At 68.3% G+C, this 20,945-nt stretch carries 16 protein-coding genes; 8 read left to right on the forward strand and 8 right to left on the reverse strand.

Annotated features, from left to right (window positions below):
* Position 1 precedes the first annotated feature (1 nt).
* The gene (locus GGR66_RS06850) at positions 2 to 244 is read right to left on the reverse strand and encodes a hypothetical protein (RefSeq protein WP_184447739.1); all 243 of its coding nucleotides are present in this window, start codon (positions 242 to 244) and stop codon (positions 2 to 4) included.
* A 128-nt stretch (positions 245 to 372) separates the two neighbouring features.
* Between GGR66_RS06850 and GGR66_RS06855 the strand changes: the two genes are divergently transcribed.
* The 7 genes from GGR66_RS06855 (at position 373) to GGR66_RS06885 (ending at position 7,352) form a co-directional block, all read left to right on the forward strand.
* Positions 373 to 939, forward strand: coding sequence for a glutathione peroxidase (locus GGR66_RS06855; RefSeq protein WP_048492503.1), 567 nt, complete (start codon positions 373 to 375; stop codon positions 937 to 939).
* 100 nt (positions 940 to 1,039) lie between these two features.
* A complete protein-coding gene (locus GGR66_RS06860) occupies positions 1,040 to 1,990 on the forward strand; it encodes an FKBP-type peptidyl-prolyl cis-trans isomerase (RefSeq protein ID WP_184447740.1) in 951 nt (316 codons plus the stop codon).
* A gap of 15 nt (positions 1,991 to 2,005) precedes the next feature.
* A complete protein-coding gene (locus GGR66_RS06865; RefSeq protein ID WP_184447741.1) occupies positions 2,006 to 3,352 on the forward strand; it encodes a UDP-glucose/GDP-mannose dehydrogenase family protein in 1,347 nt (448 codons plus the stop codon).
* The gene (locus tag GGR66_RS06870) at positions 3,342 to 3,578 is read left to right on the forward strand and encodes a SlyX family protein (protein WP_017908102.1); all 237 of its coding nucleotides are present in this window, start codon (positions 3,342 to 3,344) and stop codon (positions 3,576 to 3,578) included. The genes GGR66_RS06865 and GGR66_RS06870 overlap by 11 nt, the downstream gene beginning before the upstream one ends.
* A 27-nt stretch (positions 3,579 to 3,605) precedes the next feature.
* Positions 3,606 to 4,307, forward strand: a complete 702-nt coding sequence (locus GGR66_RS06875) for a DUF2058 family protein (RefSeq protein WP_184447742.1) — start codon at positions 3,606 to 3,608, stop codon at positions 4,305 to 4,307.
* 2 nt (positions 4,308 to 4,309) lie between these two features.
* Positions 4,310 to 6,454 carry an SGNH hydrolase domain-containing protein gene (locus GGR66_RS06880; RefSeq protein WP_184447743.1) on the forward strand — a complete coding sequence of 715 codons (2,145 nt, stop codon included), beginning with the start codon at positions 4,310 to 4,312 and terminating at the stop codon, positions 6,452 to 6,454.
* A gap of 145 nt (positions 6,455 to 6,599) precedes the next feature.
* Positions 6,600 to 7,352, forward strand: a complete 753-nt coding sequence (locus GGR66_RS06885; protein ID WP_184448086.1) for a transporter — start codon at positions 6,600 to 6,602, stop codon at positions 7,350 to 7,352.
* A gap of 548 nt (positions 7,353 to 7,900) precedes the next feature.
* On the opposite strand, the gene GGR66_RS06890 is transcribed toward GGR66_RS06885, so the two are convergent.
* The 4 genes from GGR66_RS06890 to GGR66_RS06905 form a co-directional block, all read right to left on the reverse strand.
* The gene (locus GGR66_RS06890; RefSeq protein ID WP_255421605.1) at positions 7,901 to 8,812 is read right to left on the reverse strand and encodes an NAD(P)-dependent oxidoreductase; all 912 of its coding nucleotides are present in this window, start codon (positions 8,810 to 8,812) and stop codon (positions 7,901 to 7,903) included.
* A 77-nt stretch (positions 8,813 to 8,889) separates the two neighbouring features.
* Positions 8,890 to 11,655: a methionine synthase gene (metH, locus tag GGR66_RS06895; protein ID WP_184447744.1), complete on the reverse strand. Its 2,766-nt coding sequence runs from the start codon at positions 11,653 to 11,655 to the stop codon at positions 8,890 to 8,892.
* A 103-nt stretch (positions 11,656 to 11,758) separates the two neighbouring features.
* Positions 11,759 to 12,901 (reverse strand): homocysteine S-methyltransferase family protein, encoded by a 1,143-nt coding sequence (locus GGR66_RS06900; RefSeq protein ID WP_184447745.1) that lies wholly within the window; start codon positions 12,899 to 12,901, stop codon positions 11,759 to 11,761.
* A complete protein-coding gene (locus tag GGR66_RS06905) occupies positions 12,898 to 13,887 on the reverse strand; it encodes a metalloregulator ArsR/SmtB family transcription factor (RefSeq protein ID WP_184447746.1) in 990 nt (329 codons plus the stop codon). Before GGR66_RS06905 ends, GGR66_RS06900 begins: the two co-directional genes overlap by 4 nt.
* Before the next feature lie 126 nt (positions 13,888 to 14,013).
* Here GGR66_RS06905 and GGR66_RS06910 point away from each other — a divergent pair, with 126 nt between their 5' ends.
* Positions 14,014 to 15,162, forward strand: coding sequence for an acyl-CoA dehydrogenase family protein (locus GGR66_RS06910; protein ID WP_184447747.1), 1,149 nt, complete (start codon positions 14,014 to 14,016; stop codon positions 15,160 to 15,162).
* 492 nt (positions 15,163 to 15,654) lie between these two features.
* Here the strand turns inward: GGR66_RS06910 and GGR66_RS06915 are convergent, their stop codons facing one another.
* Genes GGR66_RS06915 through GGR66_RS06925 form a run of 3 tightly spaced genes read right to left on the reverse strand, consistent with a single transcriptional unit; the run spans position 15,655 to position 20,774 of the window.
* Positions 15,655 to 18,828: a multidrug efflux RND transporter permease subunit gene (locus tag GGR66_RS06915; protein ID WP_184447748.1), complete on the reverse strand. Its 3,174-nt coding sequence runs from the start codon at positions 18,826 to 18,828 to the stop codon at positions 15,655 to 15,657.
* A 12-nt stretch (positions 18,829 to 18,840) separates the two neighbouring features.
* The gene (locus GGR66_RS06920) at positions 18,841 to 20,124 is read right to left on the reverse strand and encodes an efflux RND transporter periplasmic adaptor subunit (protein ID WP_184447749.1); all 1,284 of its coding nucleotides are present in this window, start codon (positions 20,122 to 20,124) and stop codon (positions 18,841 to 18,843) included.
* Positions 20,121 to 20,774 carry a TetR/AcrR family transcriptional regulator gene (locus GGR66_RS06925; RefSeq protein ID WP_184447750.1) on the reverse strand — a complete coding sequence of 218 codons (654 nt, stop codon included), beginning with the start codon at positions 20,772 to 20,774 and terminating at the stop codon, positions 20,121 to 20,123. Before GGR66_RS06925 ends, GGR66_RS06920 begins: the two co-directional genes overlap by 4 nt.
* Positions 20,775 to 20,945: the final 171 nt, after the last annotated feature.

Raw genomic sequence — 20,945 nt, forward strand, 5'->3', positions numbered from 1 at the left:
GTCAGCTCCGTGGGCGCAGGGTGCGCGCGAAGGAGAAATAAGGCACGGACAGCGAAGCCCGCAGTCTCCGCACCGTCGGGACGGTAGAGGGTGCGGCGCCGGCGGCGCTGTCGTCGTGCGGCGTGCTGGCGCCATAATCCAGCGGCCGTCCCTGGTGGCGTTGGGCGCCGATCCAGCTCGCGCAGAGCAGGGTGCCGACGATGACCAGGGCCGGAAGACTGCGCTGGAGGTGTTTGAGATTCATCGTGGGACCTGCTCTGGGTGAGTGGTGTTGTATTTAACTATAACACCGTTACACGGCATGTCAACACGCTGCAGACCCAACTTCCGACCTGGTCGTGCGCGACTTCCTTTTATCCCCAACGGTGCCCCATGAAACTTTCCAAGCGTCTGTTTTTCCTTGCGATCCTGGCCGCTGCCGGCACCGTCGGCAGTGCCTGGGCGGGCTCCCTGCTGGACCGGGACTACCGTCCGCTGGCCGGCAAGGACAAGGTGAACCTGAACAAGACCTACGGCGGCAAGGTACTGCTGGTGGTCAACACTGCCAGCAAGTGCGGCTATACCCCGCAGTACGACGGCCTGGAGAAGCTGCAGCAGCAGTACGCGGCGCAGGGCTTCAGCGTGCTCGGCTTCCCGTCCAACGACTTCAAGGGCCAGGAGCCCGGATCGGAGAAGCAGATCCAGGAATTCTGCACGCTCACCTACGGGGTCAAGTTCCCGATGTTCGAGAAGGTGCATGTGATCGGCGACGATGCGACGCCGCTGTACAAGCAATTGACCCAGGCCACCGGCGTGGCGCCGGGCTGGAATTTCCACAAGTATCTGATCGCGCGGGACGGGCGCGTGGTCGCGCAATTTCCGAGCAAGGTCACGCCGGACGATCCGGCCTTGCGCAGCGCCATCGAACGCGAACTGAAAGCGCAGCCGGCGTCGCACTGAAAGCGGGTCAACATCTCGGCCGCACATGCGACAATGCCGGCCTCTGTCTGCGCCATCGCGGCGCGTCCAGTTCACAGTTCACTTCCAGGGAAAGTAGCGAATGAAGATGGGAATGCGCGGCGCCGTGGCGTCGCTGGTGGTGGGGATGATGCTGGCCGCCGGCCAAGCGTCCGCGCAGGCGCCGGCTGCCGGCAACGCGGCGACGACGCTGGGCAGCGAGAAGCAGAAGGTCAGTTACGCGATCGGCATGGATGTGGCGCGTTCGTTCGAGCCCATCGCCCAGGACATCGACGTGAACGCACTGCAGCGCGCGATCGAGAACGCCTTCAAGGGTGGCAAGCCGCTGCTGTCCGACGAGCAGACCCAGGCCACCGATACCGCGCTGCGCACGCAGTTGGCCGCGCGTAACGGTCAGCCGGTGCCGGGCATGGCGCCGGGCGCGCAGCCGCCGCCGGTGTCCAAGGAAAACGTCGGCCTGATGCTGGGCGACCGTGCGGTCGGCCCGTCGCTGGCGCGGATCCAGAACGACATCGACCTGCCGACGCTGATGGGCGCGGTGCGCACCGTGTTCGCCAAGGGCCAGACCGCGATGACGCAGGAGCAGGCGATGGCCACGCTGCAGGCGTTCGGCGCATCCAAGCAGGCCGCCGTGGCGACCAAGAACAAGCAGGAGGGCAACGCCTTCCTGGCGCAGAACAAGAACCAGAAGGGCGTGATCACCACGCCGTCGGGCCTGCAGTACATGGTGCTGCGCGAAGGCAGCGGCGCGCGGCCCACGCCCACCAGCAAGGTGCGGGTGAACTACGAAGGCAAGCTGCTCGACGGCACCGTCTTCGACAGTTCCTACAAGAATGGCCAACCGGCCGAGTTCGCGCTGAACCAGGTCGTGCCGGGCTGGAGCGAGGGCGTGGCACTGATGCCGGTGGGCTCCAAGTACCGCTTCTGGATTCCGTCCAACCTGGGCTATGGCCCGCAGGGAACGCCGGGCGGCCCGATCGGCCCGGATGCGATGCTGACCTTCGACGTGGAACTTTTGAACATCCTTCAATAACCGAAAGGAGATTACATGCGCGTAGCGATATTCGGCACCGGCTATGTCGGGCTCGTCACCGGAACCTGTCTGGCCGAAGTCGGCCACCATGTGGTGTGCGTAGACATCGACCAGGCCAAAGTGGATGGGCTCAACAAGGGCGTGGTCCCGATTTACGAGCCTGGCCTCTCGCCGATGGTCAAGGCCAATCACGCCGCACGGAGGCTGTTCTTCACCACCGACGCGGCCAGCGCCATCGCGCATGGGGATATCGTGTTCATCGCCGTCGGCACGCCGCCGGACGAGGACGGTAGCGCAGATCTGCAGTACGTCCTGGCGGTGGCCCGCACCATCGGCCAGCACATCCAGGGGCCGACCATCGTGGTCAACAAGTCGACGGTGCCGGTCGGTACCGCCGACAAGGTGCGCGCGGCGATCGCCGCCGAGCTGGAAGCGCGCGGCGAGGCGATCGAGTTCGACGTGGTGTCCAACCCGGAGTTCCTGAAGGAAGGCGATGCGGTCGCCGACTGCATGCGGCCTGACCGCATCGTCATCGGCAGCAGCAAGCCCGGCTCGGCCGCGCGCCTGCGTCGCCTGTATGCGCCGTTCAACCGCAACCACGACCGCATCGTGGAAATGGACGTGCGTTCGGCCGAACTGACCAAGTACGCGGCCAACGCGATGCTGGCGACCAAGATCAGTTTCATGAACGAGATCGCCAACATCGCCGAGCGCGTCGGCGCCGATGTGGAGAAGGTGCGCCAGGGCATCGGCTCGGATCCGCGCATCGGCTGGCACTTCATCTACCCGGGCGCCGGCTACGGCGGCTCGTGCTTCCCCAAGGACGTGCAGGCACTGGCGCGCACCGCGCAGCAGTATGGCCACGCGCCAAGGCTGCTGGATGCGGTGGAAGCGGTCAACGAGGCGCAGAAGGGCCACCTGTACGAACTGATCCAGCGCCACTACGGCGCGGCGCAACCGCTCAAGGGCAAGACCTTCGCGGTGTGGGGCCTGGCGTTCAAGCCCAACACCGACGACATGCGTGCGGCCTCCAGCCGCCGCCTGCTGGCGCAACTGTGGGAAGCGGGCGCGACGGTCCGCGCCTACGATCCGGAGGCGACCGACGAAGCCAAGCGCATCTTCGGCGAGCGCGCCGACCTGCACTTCTGCAGCGATGCGTTCGAAGCGCTGGAAGGCGCCGATGCGCTGGCGGTGGTCACCGAGTGGAAGCAGTTCCGCAGCCCGGACTTCACCCGCATGAAGGAACTGATCGGCGATGCGGTGGTGTTCGACGGCCGCAATCTCTACGATCCGCAGGAAATCGAGAGCTTCGGCCTGGCGTATTACGGCATCGGCCGGGGACGTTCGATCCATGCAGCATGATTTTTCCACCCAGGATCGGTTGCTGGAGAACCGCCTGATCGAGCTGGAAACGCGCCTCTCCTTCCAGGAGCAGGCGCTGTCGGAAATGAGCGATGCCCTGGCCGAAGCGCGTATCGAAAGCCAGCGCAACGCCGAGTTGCTGCGTCACCTGCTCGAAGATCTGGGCAAGGTGCGCAGCACGCTCTACGCCGATCCGGCCGACGAACCGCCGCCGCCGCATTACTGATCCCCCGAACCGATCGATTCCGACCCGATGAGCGATACCCTCCGCGACCAGTTGCTGGGCCTGGGCTTCAAGCCCGCGCCGAAACCCGAACGTAAAGCCCCGCCTGCCGCGCCGCGGCCGCAGGGACGGTCGGGCCAGCGCCCGGCACCGGCCGGGGCGCGCGGCGAGCGCGCGCCCGGCGGCGCGCCCAACGCCGGCAAGCCCGGCGGCGGGCGTGGCCGTCCGCACGGGAACGGCCCTGGTCACGGCCAGAGCAAGCCGCAGGGCGCGGGTGGCCAGCCGGGGCGGCCGCCGCGCAGCCGCGAGGACATCGACCTGGCCAAGGCCTACGCGATCCGCGCCCAGCGCGAGAAGGACGAGCGCATCGAGGCCGAGCGGCAGAAGCAGGAAGAAGCGCGGCTGCGCCGCGAGGCGCGGGCCAAGCTCGACGAACTGCTCAAGGGCCAGGCGCTGAACCACGCCGAGGCCGACATCGCCCGCCATTTCCCCTATGGCGGCAAGATCAAGCGCATCTACGTCACCCCCGACCAGCTCAAGGCGCTCAACGCCGGCGAGCTGGGCGTGCTGCAGCAGAACGGCCGCTATCTGCTGGTGACCGCGGCGCTGCTGGACCAGGCCGAAGCGATCTTCCCGGCGGCGGTGGCGCTGCGGGTCGATCCCAACGCGACCGCAGAAGAAGACCCCTACGCCGATCCCAAGTACCAGATCCCAGACGATCTGGTCTGGTAAGCGTGGCGCTGCCAGGGATGGGCACGCTGGCCGCCGGGCGCGGCCACACGCCGCCGCACGCGCAGACCGGTGGCGGCTACCTGCCGTACGTGGACGGGCTGCGCGCGATCGCGGTGCTGGCGGTGATCGCCTACCACCTCGATCCGGCGTGGCTGCCGGGCGGGTTCACCGGCGTGGACATGTTCTTCGTGATCTCCGGCTTCGTGGTCAGCGCGTCGCTGCAGCGCCTGCCGGCGGCCGGACAGTTGGGCGTGTTCGCGCAGTTCTATGCGCGGCGCATGCGCCGCATCGCGCCGGCGCTGGTGGCGTGCCTGCTGCTCACCGGCCTGGCCAGCGGCCTGTTCATTCCCGAGTCCTGGCTCAGCGAGACCAGCGCCAAGACCGGACGCATGGCCTTCGTCGGCCTCAGCAACTGGGTGCTGGCCGCGACCGGCAACGATTACTTCTCGCCCAAGGCCGAATTCAATCCGTACACGCATACCTGGTCGCTGGGCGTGGAGGAGCAGTTCTATCTGCTGTTCCCGCTGCTGTTCCTGGCCTGGAACCGCGGCGGCCGCGGCCGGATAGGGTCGACGCTACTGGTGGCGTTGGCCTCGGCCGCGTCGCTGGCGTTCGCCTGGCGGCATAGCCGCGACGCAGGCGATGCGGCGGCCGCGTTCTACCTGACCACCGCGCGGTTCTGGCAACTCGGCAGTGGCGTGCTGCTGTACCAGGTATTGACGCTGCGCGGACGCTTCGAGGCCGGCACGCAGGCGCCGCCACCGGGCGCGTGGAGCTGGCGTTCGCCGCTGTTGGCGGTGGCGCTGGCGGCGATCGCGGTCGGCCTGTGGCGCGCGCGTCCCGGCCATTCGCCGTGGCCGGACGGGCTGTGGCCGGTGCTGGGCACGCTTGGCCTGCTGGCGCTGCTGCATGGCGGCCCGGCCGGCTGGACCCGCCGCGCGCTGGCACACCGCGTGCCGGTGGCGATCGGCCGCGTGTCGTACTCGCTGTATCTGTGGCATTGGCCGGTGTTCGTGCTGTTCCGCTGGACCGTCGGCCTGGACTCGGTGTCGACCAAGGCGGTGGCGTTGCTGCTGGTGGCGGTGCTGGCGCTGGCCTCGTACCGCTGGGTGGAGCTGCCCTGGCGGCATGGCCGCATCGGCCACGCGCGTACGCCGGCGCGGACCATCGTCGCCGGGTTGGCGCTGGTGTTGCTCGCCGCCGGCACCCATGCGCTGCTGCAGAACGCCCAGCGCTATTACGGGCTGAGCACGGTCAGCCGGCATCCGCTGGACTGGTACGCCTATGCCAAGGGCCTGCGCCGGGAATTCCCGCAATGCACGCTGCAGACCCGCCAGGTGCCGGTGCAGGTGGGCAGCGCCAAGCTGTTCGAGCGCGGCGCGTGCACGCTGCACAACCGCGATGGCGGCCAGTTGTTCGTCGCCGGCGATTCGCATGCGCTGGCCTACAACGAACTGCTGCGGCGTTTCGCGCTGCAGAGCGGGGTGCCGGTGCGCCTGTACGGCGTCGGCGGTTGCCCGATCGTCGGATTGCAGGCCTGGCAGGCCGGCAATCCCGGCTGCCAGGCCTACGAGCGCAGCACCCTGGCCGACGTCGCCGCGCACGCGCGCGGCGGCGATGTGCTGTTCCTGCCCGCCCTGCGCGTGCTGCGCCTGGCCGACCAGGATCGCCTGTTCGACGAGACGGCGGTGATGGCCGAGCAGGAGGACGCCGCGGCGCAGGCGGCACGCAGCGCTGGCGAAGCGGCCGCGGTGGCGCTGTTGCAGCCGCTGGCGCAGCGCGGCGTGCGCATCGTCTTCGAAGCACCCAAGCCGGTGCTGCGTGCGCCGCCGTATCGCTGTTCGGACTGGTTCAACCGCGGCAATCCGATCTGCGCGCGCGGCATCCCGATCCCACGCGCGACCATGCAGCGCTACCGTGCGCCGGTGCTGCAGAGCCTGCAGCGCATCGCCGCGCAGCTGCCGCATGCCTCGGTGTGGGATCCGCTGCCATTGCTGTGCGATGCGCAGCAATGCACCGGATTCCGCGAAGGCCGCCCGTTGTTCTTCGATGCCGATCACCTCAGCGGCTATGGCAACCGGGTGCTGCTGCCGGGCTTCACCGCGCACTTCACTGCGATCCAGGCACACTCGCCGCCGGCGCCTTGAGGCGCAGCCCTCCGCCTCCCGCATCGCAAGGAGTTCGCGCATGCCTGTTCTACGTTTGGTCGCGCCGCAGCTATCGCCGCCGGTGCCGTCGTCCATCGCCACTCGCCATTGCCGCCGGCCGCCATTGCGCCGTGGTGGCGATGCAATGCTGCGCGGGGCGCTGCTGCTGGCCGCCACTGCCGGCAGCGCCGGCGTGGCCTGCGCCGAGGATGCGCCGGCGTTCGATCGGCCCGGCATCGGTTTCGCACCGACCACGCTGCAGCGTGGCCAGGCGGCCTGGGAGCAGGCGTTCTTCGACGGCAGCTACGACCGTGACGGCGATGTGCGCAGCACCGAATACGTCGCCAACAGCCGGCTGCGGATCGGCCTGAGCGCGCGCACCGAGCTGCAGTTGGCGATCGATAGCCAGGTCTGGCAACGCGTGCGCGGCGGCGGCCAGGACCGGCGCGGGCACAGCGGCGGCGACGCCAGCATCGGCCTGAAGCAGGCGCTGCCCAGCGCCCGCGACGGCTTCAGCTGGTCGCTGCTCGGCAGCGCCAGCCTGCCGGTCGGGCGCGCACCGTACGGCGATGCCGGCCATCGCTACGACCTGGGCGTGAGCGCTGGCTGGGACCTGCCGGAGGGGCGCAGCCTGGCGCTGTACGGCAACGTCAGCGACAGCGAGGACGGCTCCGGCTGGAGCGTCTCGCCGAGCTATACCTTCTATGCCGGCGACACGCTGAGCGCCTACGTCGAGGCCGGCATCGGCGGCGGCGAGGACGAGATGCGCGCGCTCGGCAGCGGCGTCACCTGGCTGTTCGCCAAGCGCGTGCAACTGGATGTGTCGGTCCTGCGCGGTCTGTCGTCGCAGACCCCGGACTGGCAGGGCGGCCTCGGCATTTCCGTGTTGCTGCGCTGAGCCCGAAGCCCCTCTCCCGTCGGGAGAGGGATTGGGGTGAGGGTCGGCGCGAAGCGGCTCGTGGTGTTTGGGTTGACGTGGCTGTGCCCGTACCCTCATCCGCCCCTTCGGGGCACCTTCTCCCGAGGGGAGAAGGGAACAGCGGCAGTACGCGTGCCCCTCTCCCGTCGGGAGAGGGGGTGGGGTGAGGATCGGCGCGACGCGTCTCGTGGTGTTTGGGGTGACGCGGCTATGCCCGTACCCTCATCCGCCCCTTCGGGGCACCTTCTCCCGAGGGGAGAAGGGAACAGCGGCAGTACATGTGCCCCTCTCCCGTCGGGAGAGGGGTTGGGGTGAGGGTCGGCGCGAAGCGTCTCGTGGTGTTTGGGTTGACGTGGCTGTGCCCGTACCCTCATCCGCCCCTTCGGGGCACCTTCTCCCGATGGGAGAAGGGAACAGCGGTAGTACGTGTGCCCCTCTCCCCTTGGGAGAGGGATTGGGGTGAGGGTCGGCGCGAAGCGGCTCGTGGAGCTGGAGTGCGCGAGATTCTTGCCGCTACCGCCGCATGCTTACTCGCGCGCGGCCTCGCCATCGCCGGGCGGCAGGACCTCCGGGACGTGCTGGTCGTACTGCGCCAGCACCTCCTCGAAACCGTAGCGCGGTCGCCAACCCAGCGCCTGCATCGCGTGCTGTGCCGAGTAGACGCGGTCGATCCGTTCCGGCAGTGCCCAGCCACGTTGCGCGAACGCCGCCACCAGGGCAGGGGTGCGTCGTCGCAGGACGGTCGCTGCCGCGCTATGCAGGTCGGCGCAATCCTCGCGCAGGAACGGCGTGTCCCCGGAAATCACGAACATCGCGGCCGCCGGCCCGGCATGCCGCAATGCCGCGGCATGGGCCTCGGCGACGTCGCGCGCGTCGATGCCACGATGCAGGCGGAACGCGGCCATCACGTTGACCGGCTCCGGGAAGCAGCGCGACATGCGCAGGATGCGCACGCTCGGCCCGCCTTGGTCGGCCGCTTCGCGCAGCACCGCCTCGGCCTCCAGCTTGGTGTGGTGGTAGATGGTCTGCGGCTGCGGTGTCAGCGTTTCGTCGACCCAGCCGGCGCTGCCATCGGGCGTGGCGGCGCTGCCGTACAACGCGGTGGTGCTGGTGAACACGATGCGGCGCACGCCGGCCGCCGCCGCGGCATCCAGGACGCGGCGCGTACCGTCGACATTGACCTGGCGAAAGCGCGCCGCCGGCACATGCGCGACGTGCGGGGCATGCAGCGCGGCGGTGTGGATCACCGCGTCGGCGCCCTGCATTGCGCGCGCCAGCAGCGCGGCGTCGTCGAGGTCGCCGACCCAGTCGGCGGTGGAGCAGGGCGTGCGGTCGAAGCCACTGACGCGGTGCTCGCGCGCGAGCCGGATGTGGATCGCGCGGCCGACCCGGCCGGCGCTGCCGGTGACCAGGATCTTCAGCGGGGATGAGGTGGGCATCGGCATGGGCGGTGGGCGGGAAGGGCGTGCGTGATGGCGAAGCCGGCGATGCGGGGTGCACCTGCGACGGCCCGGGCTCACTCCGGATCGTAGTCCAGGTTCGAGGCCAGCCAACGCTCGGCCTGCTGCAGCGAGACGCCCTTGCGCTTCGCGTAGTCGGCGAGCTGGTCCTTGCCGAGCCGGCCGACCACGAAGTATTGGCTCTGCGGGTGGCTGAAGTAGTAGCCGGACACCGCGGCGGTCGGCAGCATCGCGAAGCTCTCGGTCAGCGACATGCTGGCGTTGCGCCCGGCGTCGAGCAGCGCGAACAGAGTCTGCTTCTCGCTGTGGTCGGGGCAAGCCGGATAGCCGGGCGCGGGGCGGATGCCGCGGTAGCGCTCGGCGATCAGCGCCTCGTTGTCCAGCCCCTCGTCGCCGACGTAGCCCCAGAATTCGGTGCGCACGCGCTGATGCAGGCGCTCGGCCAGCGCCTCGGCCAGGCGATCGGCCAGGGCCTTGAGCAGGATCGCGTTGTAGTCGTCGTGCGCCGCCTCGAAGCGCGCCACGTGCGGCTCGATGCCGATGCCGGCGGTGACCGCGAACGCACCGATCCAGTCCTGCTTGCCGCTGTCGCGCGGGGCGATGAAGTCGGCCAGGCAGAAGTCCGGGCGCTCGGCGGGTTTGTCGACCTGTTGGCGGAGGAAATGCAGGAGGTGCCGGGATTGGGGAGTGGAGATTGGGGATTGGCTTTGTTCCTGCGAATCCCCAATCCCGATTCCCGACTCCCGGTGGTCCGCCAGGACCACCTCGACATCGTCGCCCACCGACTGCGCCGGCCATAGCCCGAACACGGCCTTGGCGGTCAGCCATTTCTCTTCGACGATCCGCTGCAGCATCGCCCGCGCGTCCTGGTACAGCTCGCTGGCCTGCTGGCCGACGATCTCGTCGGTGAGGATCGCCGGGAACTTGCCGGCCAGTTCCCAGGCCTGGAAGAACGGGGTCCAGTCGATGAGTGGGACCAGGTCGTCCAACGGGTAGTCGTCGAACACATGCAGGCCGGGCTGGCGTGGGGCCGGCGGGGTGTAGGCGTCCCAGCCGCCATCGAAGCGCTGCCCGCGCGCATGCGCGAGCGAGACCAGGCGCTTGGCGTCGCCGCGGTTCTTGTGGCGCTGGCGGATTTCGGCGTAGTCGGCGTCGTTGGCGGCGACGAAGGCCGCGCGCAGTTCGCGCGAGATCAGCGACTGTGCCACGCCGACCGCGCGCGAGGCGTCCTTGACCCAGACCGTCGGCGCCGCATAGTGCGGGTCGATCTTCAGCGCGGTGTGCGCGCGCGAGGTGGTGGCGCCGCCGATCAGCAGCGGCATCGAAAAGCCCTGGCGCTGCATCTCGCGCGCGACGTGGGTCATCTCTTCCAGCGACGGGGTGATCAGCCCGGACAGGCCGATGATGTCGGCGTTCTCGGCGCGGGCGCGGTCGAGGATGGTCTGGGTCGGCACCATCACCCCCAGGTCGATCACGTCGAAGTTGTTGCAGGCCAGGACCACGCCGACGATGTTCTTGCCGATGTCGTGCACGTCGCCCTTGACCGTGGCCATGATGATCTTGCCGTTGGACTTGCCGGTGTCGCCGCTGCGCAGCTTCTCCGCCTCGATGTACGGCAGCAGATAGGCCACCGCCTTCTTCATCACCCGCGCCGATTTCACCACCTGCGGCAGGAACATCTTGCCGGCGCCGAACAGGTCGCCGACCACGTTCATGCCGTCCATCAGCGGGCCTTCGATCACGTCCAGCGGTCGCGTGGACTGCTGCCGCGCCTCTTCCGTATCGACCTCGACGAACTCGTCGATGCCATGCACCAGCGCATGGCTCAATCGCTCGCGCACCGTCTTCTCGCGCCACGCCAGCTTCTCGCGATTCCCGATTCCCGAATCCCGATTCCCGGCTTTCTTGTAGCGCTCGGCGATCTCCAGCAGGCGTTCGGTGGCATCGCGGCGGCGGTTGAGGATCACGTCCTCCACGCGCTCGCGTAGTTCCGGGTCCAGTTCGTCGTAGATCGGCATGCCGCCGGCGTTGACGATGCCCATGTCCATGCCAGCGGCGATGGCGTGGTACAGGAACACCGAATGGATCGCCTGGCGCACGGTCTCGTTGCCGCGGAACGAGAACGACACGTTGGACACGCCGCCGGAGACGTGGCAGTGCGGCAGGGTGCGCTTGATCTCGCGGGTCGCCTCGATGAAGTCGACCGCGTAGTTGTCGTGTTCCTCGATGCCGGTGGCCACGGCGAAGATGTTCGGATCGAAGATGATGTCTTCCGGCGGGAACCCGACCTGCTCTGTGAGGATGCGGTAGGCGCGGGTGCAGATCTCCACCTTGCGTGCGCAGGTGTCGGCCTGTCCGACCTCGTCGAAGGCCATCACCACCGCCGCGGCGCCGTAGCGCAGCACCTTGCGCGCGTGTTCGACGAACGGTGCCTCGCCTTCCTTGAGCGAGATCGAGTTGACCACGCTCTTGCCCTGCAGGCACTTCAGCCCGGCCTCGATCACGCTCCACTTGGAGGAGTCGACCATCACCGGGATGCGCGCGATGTCCGGCTCGGACATGATCAGGTTGAGAAAGCGCACCATCGCCTTCTCCGAGTCGATCAGGCCCTCGTCCATGTTGACGTCGAGGATCTGCGCGCCGTTGGCGACCTGCTGGCGCGCCACTTCCACCGCTTCCTCGTAGCGCTCCTCCTTGATCAGCTTGCGGAACTGCGCGCTGCCGGTGACGTTGGTGCGTTCGCCGACGTTGACGAACAGCAGGTCCGGGGTCAGCAGCAACGGCTCCAGGCCGGACAGGCGGGTGTAGCGGGCGGAGGACATGGTCAGCGTTCCGGAAACAGGGAGGTGCAGGCGTGCGCGCAGGCGGCACCGTGCCCGCGCAGGAGTGCGCGGGCGGGGACGGCGGGCATGCGCGCGGCGGACATCAGGCGGCCTGCGCCGTGGTCGCCAGCGGCACGCGCGGCGGCAGCCCGTGCACCGCCTCGGCGATGGCGCGGATGTGCGCCGGGGTGGTGCCGCAGCAGCCGCCGACCAGGTTCAGCAGCCCGGACTCGGCGAACTCGCGCAGCGTCGCCGCCATTTCCTCGGGCGTCTCGTCGTATTCGCCGAAGGCGTTGGGCAGGCCGGCGTTGGGATGCGCGCTGACGTAGCCGTCGGCGATCCGCGCCAGGGTCTCCACGTGCGGGCGCAGGTCCTTTGCGCCGAGCGCGCAGTTCAGCCCCACCGACAGCGGCCGCCCGTGCGCGACCGAGGCATAGAACGCTTCGGCGGTCTGCCCGGACAGGGTGCGGCCGGAGGCATCGGTGATGGTGCCGGAGATCATCACCGGCAAGCGCCCGCCGCGCGCGTCGAACACTTCTTCGATCGCATACAGCGCAGCCTTGGCGTTGAGCGTGTCGAAGATGGTCTCGACCATCAGCGTGTCGGCGCCGCCGTCGATCAGGCCGTCGATCGCGTCGCGGTAGGTGGCGCGCAATTCGTCGAAGCTGGTGTTGCGGAAGCCGGGATCGTTGACGTCCGGGCTGATCGAGGCGGTGCGGCTGGTCGGGCCGAGCACGCCGATCACGAACCGCGGCTTGTCCGGCGTCAGTTGCTCGACCGCGTCGCAGCAGGCGCGCGCGACCTGCGCGCCTGCCTTGTTGAGTTCGTAGACCAGGTGTTCCAGGTGGTAGTCGGCCTGGCTGATCGCGGTGGCGTTGAAGGTGTTGGTCTCCAGCAGATCGGCGCCGGCGTCGAGATAGGCGCGGTGGATCTCGGCGATCACCTCCGGGCGGGTCAGCAGCAACAGATCATTGTTGCCCTTCAGGTCGTGGCCCTGCGGCGCGTGGTCGCAACCGGGGCCGTGCACGTGCCCGGCCTGCGCGTCGTAGCCCTCGGCAAAGCGCTCGCCGCGGTAGTCGGCCTCCTGCAGCCCATGACGCTGGATCATCGTGCCCATCGCCCCATCGATGATCAGGATGCGTTCGGACAAGGCCTGCAGCAGTTTCTGCGTGCGCTCCGGGTTTAGCCAGGGCAGGCCCGGGATTGGGGATTGGCGATTGGGGATTGGTGGAAAAGCGCCGGTCATGCTTCAGCTCCTGCTTTGGCTTTTGCTTTATCCAATCCCGAATCCCCACTCCCGAATCCCGGCTTCCCAGCAATCAACGAAATCACTTCGAAGTGCGGCGGGCGCTTCTCGCGGGTCACGGTTTCCAGGCTGGAGACCTCGAGCCCGGCCTTGCCGACGAACTTGCGCAGTTCCTTGGCGGCGAAGCCGAGGTTGACGTGGCCGTAGGCCTGCACCGCGGCCTTGTGTTCGTGGCGCGCCAGGCTGCACAGCAGCAGGCGGCCGCCCGGACGCAGCACCCGCGCCGATTCGCACACCGCCTGCGCCGGCTTGGTGGCGTAGGTCAGCGCGTGCATCATCACCACCAGGTCGAAGCTGGCATCGGCGAAGGGCAGGGCGTGCATGTCGCCCTCGCGCACTTCCACATTGCCGAGCCGGCGCAGGCGCTCGCTGGCCGCGGCCACCACTCGCGCGCTGGTGTCGATGCAGACGTAGCGGCGCGCGTGCGGCGCCACCAGTTCGGCCAGCACGCCGTCGCCGGAGGCGATGTCGAGCACGTCGCCGGTCTCCAGCAGCGGCAGGGCGGTGCGCGCCAAGGCTTCCCAGGTGCGGCCAGGGGAATAGTGGCGTTCCATGTCGCCGGCCACCGAGTCGGCCCAGTTCTGGTCGGCGGCGCGGTTGGCCAGCACCGCCGCCACGCGCTCGGCGTCCTGGCGCAACAGCGGATCGTCGCTGCCGGTGCTCAGCGCCAGCCACAGCGCGCGCTGGGCCGGGTCCAGCAGGGTCTCGTCGAAGCGATAATAGGCCGACACGCCGGCGCGGCGGTCGCGCACCAGCCCGGCCTCCTTGAGCTTGGCCAGGTGGGTCGAGACCCGCGGCTGCGCCAGGCGGGTGATGGCCGACAACTCGGCCACGGTCAGCTCCTCCTGTTCCAGCAGCGCCAGCAGGCGCACGCGGGTGGCGTCGGCGAAGACCTTCAGCCGGGACGACCAGTCCTCCAGATCCATAAATATCTTCCTATCGCGATATAGAGATATTTTGGTCCGCACGGCGGTTGCGGTCAAGTTGCACACGCCGGCGTATGGTCTGCACGGCTACAATGGCCGGACCAATATGCCCGGGAGGGGTTCGACGTGGATTTCAGCTTTACCGAAGAGCAATTGATGATCCAGGACGTGGCGCGGCGCATCGCCCAGGAGCGGATCGCTCCCAGTGCCGAGCACCACGACCGTACCGGCGAATTCCCGTTGGAGAACATCCGCCTGCTGGGCGAGAACGGGCTGATGGGCATCGAGGTGCCGGACGAGTACGGCGGCGCCGGCATGGACCCGATCGCCTACGTGCTGGCCATGGTCGAGATCGCCGCTGGCGATGCGGCGCATTCGACCATCATGTCGGTCAACAACTCGCTGTTCTGCGCCGGCATCCTCAAGAACGGCAACGAGGAACAGAAGCAGAAGTACGTGCGTGCCATCGCCGAGGGCCGCGAGATCGGCGCCTTTGCGTTGACCGAGCCGCAGTCCGGCTCCGACGCCACCGCGATGCGGTGCCGCGCGGTGCGCCAGGACGACGGCAGCTTCGTCATCAATGGCAAGAAGAGCTGGATCACCTCCGGCCCGGTCGCCAAGTACATCGTGCTGTTCGCGATGAGCGAGCCGGACAAGGGCGCGCGCGGCATCACCGCCTTCGTGGTCGACACCGACAAGCCCGGCTTCCATCGCGGCAAGACCGAGCCCAAGCTGGGCATCCGCGCCTCGGCCACCTGCGAGATCGAGTTCCAGGACTACGTGGCCAGCGCCGACGAGGTGCTGGGCACGCCGGGCGAAGGCTTCAAGATCGCGATGAGCGTGCTCGACGCCGGCCGCATCGGCATCGCCTCGCAGGCGATCGGCCTGGCCCGCGCCGCCTACGAGGCCACCCTGGAGTACGTGAAGGAGCGCAAGGCGTTCGGCTCGCCGATCGGCGCGTTCCAGATGACCCAGGCCAAGATCGCCGACATGAAGTGCAAGCTGGACGCGGCGCTGCTGCTGACCTTGCGCGCGGCCTGGCTGAAGGGGCAGGGTCAGCGCTTCACCACCGAGGCCTCGGTGGCCAAGCTCACCGCCTCTGAGGCGGCGATGTGGATCACCCACCAGGCGGTGCAGATCCACGGCGGCATGGGCTACTCCAAGGAGATGCCGCTGGAGCGCTACTTCCGCGATGCGAAGATCACCGAGATCTACGAGGGCACCAGTGAGATCCAGCGCTTGGTGATCGCCCGCAACGAGACCGGGCTGCGGTGAGGCCGGGATTTGGGAGTCGGGATTGGGGATTGGCCGGTTCCCGAATCGGTTGAAGATCTAGGGAGAAGCGGCCGCAGGGCCGCTTTTTTCTTTGTGTAGATTGCAGTGAGGGGAGATTTCCCGCCAGAAGCGTCGGGGCTGAAGCAAGCCTAGTAACGACGCAAGCCCCATTGTAGGAGCGGCTTCAGCCGCGACGCGCGTTACCGGTGGAGCCCGTCGCGGCTGAAGCCGCTCCTACAAGAGCAACGGCATCTCCGCTGAGCCGCGGCAAAGGCATGTGAGTCGAAATGCCCTGAAGTCCGTGCCACAGAGATTTTTGCAGGCGTGTGCTGTCCGCTGAAGGGCGGTTCCGCCCAGAGCTTTCCGTCAGCGCCCGCACAAACCAAAAAGCGGCCTTGCGGCCGCTTTTCGTTTGACTCCAAAGGGAAGGATCAGGATCGGGAGGGAATCCGATTCACGAATCTCCACTCCCGAATCCCAAATCCCAGCGCCTCACCGATCCGGCTGATGCCGCGCCAGACCCTGCTCCTGCATCTGCGTGAACTCCTTCGACGGCTCGTCCAGCTTGTCGCCGAGCATGCGCCGCACCATCACGAAGAACAGCGGGATGAACAGCACGCCCAGCACGGTGGCGAACAGCATGCCGCCGATCACGCCGGTACCGATGGCGTGGCGGGCGTTGGCGCCTGCGCCGGTGGAGATCGCCATCGGCAGCACGCCGAGGATGAACGCGAACGAGGTCATCAGGATCGGGCGGAAGCGCAGGTGCGCCGCCTCGGCCGCGGCCTCGCGCAGGGTCTTGCCCATCGCCCGCTGCTCCACCGCGAACTCGACGATCAGGATCGCGTTCTTGGCGGCCAGGCCGATCACCGTGATCAGGCCGATCTTGAAGTAGATGTCGTTGGGCAGGCCGCGCAGCAGCGAGAACGCCACCGCGCCGAGCACGCCGATCGGCACCACCAGCAGCACCGACACCGGGATCGACCAGCTTTCGTACAGCGCCGCCAGGCACAGGAACACCACCACGATCGACAGCACCAGCAGCAGCGTGGCGGTGTTGCCGGCGATGATTTCCTGGTACGACATGCCGCTCCAGTCGAAGCCGAAGCCCGGCGGCAGGTCGTTGTTGACGATGTCCTCCATCGCGCTCATCGCCTGGCCGGAACTGCCGCCCGGCGCCGGGTTGCCGACGATGTTGATCGCCGAGTAGCCGTTGTAGCGGCTCAGCGACGGCGAGCTGTAGATCCAGTCCGAGCTCACCACCGTGCTCAACGGGATCATCTGCGGCAGGCCGCTGCTGTCGGTGGCGGTGTTGCTGGGCACGTAGAAGTTGCGCAGCGACTCCGGACCGGTGCGGAACGGCGCATCCGCCTGCATGTTGACGCGCTTGATGCGGCCCTCGTAGAAGAAGTCGTTGACGTACACCGGCGCCAGCATCAGCTGGATCGACTGGTAGATGTCGCTGACCGACAGGCCCATCGACTGCGCCTGCACGCGGTCCACCTTCAACTGCAGCTGCGGCGCGTTCTCCAGGCCGTTCGGGCGGACCCCGGCCAGGGTGTCCTGGCGCTGCGCGGCCTTGCCGAGCACGATGTTGCGCGCCTGCAGCAGGGCTTCCTCGCCCTGGCCGCTGCGGTCCTGCAGCCACATGTCGAAGCCGCCGAACTGGCCCAGGCCGTTCACCGTGGGCAGGTTGACCACGAAGATCTGCGCGTCCTTGATCCCGTAGAACATCCCGTTCAACTGCTGGATCAGGTCGCCGGCGGCGATGTCGCGCTCGTCCCAGGGCTTGAGCCGGATGAAGCCCATGCCCACGTTCTCGCCGCGGCCTAGGAAGCTGAAGCCGGCCACCTGCAGCATGCCTTCGACCGCCTTCTGCTGCTGCAGCACGCCGCGCATCTGCGCGAACACCTCGTTGGTGCGGGTCTTGGTCGCGCCCGGCGGCAACTGCACGATCGCCAGCGCGAAGCCCTGGTCCTCTTCCGGCAGGAAGCTGCCTGGCATGCGCGTGTACAGGAACCCGCACAGCACCAGCAGCAGGGCGAACACCGCCATCCAGCGCGGCGCGCGGCGGATGGTGTTGCCGACCGCGCCGACGTAGCGGTGCGAGAGCTTGTCGTAGTACTTGTTGAAGGTGCGGTAGACCCAGTTCGGGTTGTCGTTGTGGGTGGGCTTGAGGAACGCCGCGCACAGCGCCGGGGTGAAGCTCAGCGCCAGGAACGCCGAGAACGCCATCGACATGGCGATGGTGATCGCGAACTGCTTGTAGATCGCGCCGGCGGCGCCGGGCTGCATCGACGAGGGGATGAACACCGCCGCCAGTACCACGGTGATCGCCACCACCGCGCCGGTGATCTGGGTCATGGCCTTGTGCGTGGCCGCCTTCGGCGCCAGGTGCTCCTCGGACATGATGCGTTCGACGTTCTCGATCACCACGATCGCGTCGTCGACCACGATGCCGATCGCCAGCACCATCGCGAACAGGGTCAGCTGGTTGATGGTGAAGCCGATCGCCCACATGCCCAGGAAGGTGCCCAGCAACGCCACCGGGATGACCAGGGTGGGGATGATGGTGGCGCGGAAGTTCTGCAGGAACACCAGCATCACCAGGAACACCAGCACGATCGCCTCGGCCAGGGTCTTGACCACTTCCTCGATCGAGATCTTGACGAAGGTGGTGCTCTCGTACGGCGTGAACCAGGTGACGCCCTGCGGGAAGCTGGGCTGCAGCTCGTCCATCTTGGCCTTGACCGCCGCGGACACGTTCAGCGCATTGGCGCCCGGCAGCAGCTGGATCGCGAAGGCGCCGGTCGGCTTGCCGTTGTACTGGGTGTCGAAGCCGAAGTTGGTCGGGCCGAACGCGACCCGGGCCACGTCCTTCAGCCGCACCACGGTGCCGTTGCCGTCGGCGCGCAGGATGATGTTCTCGAACTGCTCGGGCGAGGTGAAGCGGCCCTCGGCGCTGACCGTGGCGGTGAACGACTGGCCCTGCGGCGCCGGATCCGAGCCCAGCGAACCGGCAGCGAACTGCACGTTCTGGGCGCGGATCGCGGTGTACACGTCGTTGGCGGACATGTGGTAACCCTGCAGCTTCTCAGGGTTGAGCCAGATGTCCATGGCGTACTCGGCACCGAACTGCTGGGTGCTGCCGACGCCGGGCACGCGCGAGATCTGCTCCAGCACGCGCGAACCGACGATGTCGTTGAGCGCGTCGCGGTCGATCGACGGGTTGTCCGAACGCAGCGCGATCACGCTGAGGAAGCCGGCGTTGGCCTTGGCCACCACCACGCCCTGTGCGGTCACTTCCGAGGGCAGGCGCGGCGTGGCCAGCGACACCTTGTTCTGCACCTGCACCTGGGCGATGTCCGCGTCGGTGCCGGTCTCGAAGGTCAGGGTGATGGTGGCGGTGCCGCTGGAGGACGACGACGAGCTGAAGTACAGCAGGTGGTCGATGCCGGTCAGCTGCTGCTCGATCACCTGGGTGACCGAGCGTTCGGTGGTGCTGGCGCTGGCGCCGGGATAGGTGGCGGTGACGGTGACCTGGGGCGGGGCGATCGAGGGATACGACTCGACGCCGAGATTGAGGATGGCGATCACGCCGCTGAGCGAGATCAGGATCGCCACCACCCAGGCGAAGACCGGGTGTTCGATGAAGAACTTAGGCATGGGGGGAGTCCGTTACTGCTTCGGCTGGTCGGAATGCGAGGCGGCGTCCGGCGTGTCGCCGTGCGCTGCGCCCTGCGCCGGGGCGGCGCCCTTGGCCGGCGCCGCGGCGCCTTGCGCGCCCTGGCCGAGAGCCGCGCCGGCACCCGGGCCCTGGCCCTGGGCGGCGGCGTTCGGATCCCATGGCTTGGCCACGGCCGGTGCGCCTTCCTTGACCTTGGGCAGGCCGCTGACTACGACCTGGTCGCCGCTCTGCAGGCCCCCGCTGACGATCCACTTGTCGCCCTGCTGGCCGACCGTGGTCAGATCCTTGCGTACCACCTTGCTGTCCTTGCCGACGACCATGGCATAGGCGCCCTTGGCGTCGCGCAGCACCGCGGCCTGCGGGATCAGGTACACGTCCTTGCGCTGGCCCAGGTTGGCCGAGAAGCTGACGAAGGCGCCGGGCAGCAGCACCCGGTCCGGATTCGGCAGCAGCGCGCGCAGCGTCACCGAGCCGGTGCTCGGGTCGACCGCGGCGCCGGAGAAGTCCAGGGTGCCGGCATGCGCGTAGCTGCTGCCGTCGCCGAGCTTGATCTGCACGGTCGACTTGTCCTCGGCGTTGAGGGCGACGTTGCCCTGGGTCTGCGCCTGGCGCAGCTGCGCCAGTTCGTCGGAACTCATCGAGAAGTTGACGTACAGCGGGTCCAGCTGGTCGATCGTGGTCAGCAGGGTGCTGTCGCCCTGGCCGACCAGCGCGCCCTCGGTGACCTGCTGCTTGCCGGCGCGGCCGGCGATCGGCGCGGTGACGGTGGCATAGCCGAGGTTGATGCGCGCGGTTTCGACCGCCGCACGGGCCTGCTGCACCGACGCGGCGGAACTGCGCTCGGTGGCCTCGGCGTTGTCCAGGTCGGACTTGGACACGTAGGCCTGCGGCGCCAGGCTGCGCGCGCGGGCGGCAGCGGCCTTGGCGTTGGCGTAGGTGGCTTCGGCGGCGGCCAGCTGGCCCTGCGCCGAGGCCAGGGTCGCACGCAGCGGCGCCGGGTCGATCTGGAACAGCGGCTGGCCTTCCTTGACGTCGGTGCCTTCGGTGTACAGACGCTTTTCCAGCACGCCGGGCACGCGGGCGCGCACATCGGCGCTGCGGAATGCGGACAGGCGGCCGACCAGCTCGCGCTCGAGCGGCACGGTCTGCGGCTGCGCCTGCAGCACGCCCACTTCCGGCGGCGGCATGGCCTGCTGCTGATCCTGTTTCTTGCAGGACGCCAACACCACCACGACGGCGCAGGCCAGGGCGAGAGAACGCAACGGGGAGGTCATCGGGTGGTACTCCGGTCTGGTTTTGTAGAAGGAAGGGAAGGGGCGGCGGCGAACGCGCGCAAAAAGCCGTCCACGGCGAACTCGGCCCAGGCGCGCTGCGCGGCGGCGTCGCCGCGATGCGCGCTGTGGAAGCGCTGACGCTCGAAATCCATGCCGACGATCATGCTCAACAGCAGCTCGGCCATGAAGTGCGGATCGTCATGCCGGAGCTGGTCGCGGGCGATGGCACCGCGCAGGCGCTCGCTCAGGCGCTGCATCAGCGCGCCGGCGCTGTCGCGGAACATGGCGCGGGCTTCTTCGGGGAAATGCCGCGACTCGGCGGCGATCAGCTGACAACTCTGCAGCACGCGCGGTTCCGACAACTGTTCCAGGTATTCGCAGGCGAAGCGCAGCAGGCCGCCGCGCAGGTCGTCCTGTACCGGCTCCAGGTGCGCGGTGGCCAGGTCCAGGTGGTCCTGCAGCGCCCGCCGCAGCAAGGCCTGCTTGCTGCGGTAGCGGCTGTACAGGGTCTGCTTGGAGCAGCCGGCGCGTGCCGCCACCGCGTCCATGCTCAGGCCCATGCCTTCCTCGGCCAGCAATTCGCGCACGGCGACGTACACGCGCTGGTCGCGCGCCTGGCGCTGTGCGGCGGAGGCGAGGGGGGTGCTCATTGATTGTGGACTATACCGTCCAGTTTAGAATTAGAACAGCCTTGACAGTGGGGCGTTCTTGCTGACAACAGCACGGCCGGCAAAGCATGGTGACCGCCGCGTGACGAAGATGTTGTAGACACTTTGCGCGATCTGGCGCGTGGTCTCTGGCGCACCGTCGGTTTGCGATGC

It is taken from the genome of Xanthomonas sp. 3498, from assembly GCF_014199795.1.
Taxonomy (GTDB): Bacteria; Pseudomonadota; Gammaproteobacteria; order Xanthomonadales; family Xanthomonadaceae; genus Xanthomonas_A; species Xanthomonas_A rydalmerensis.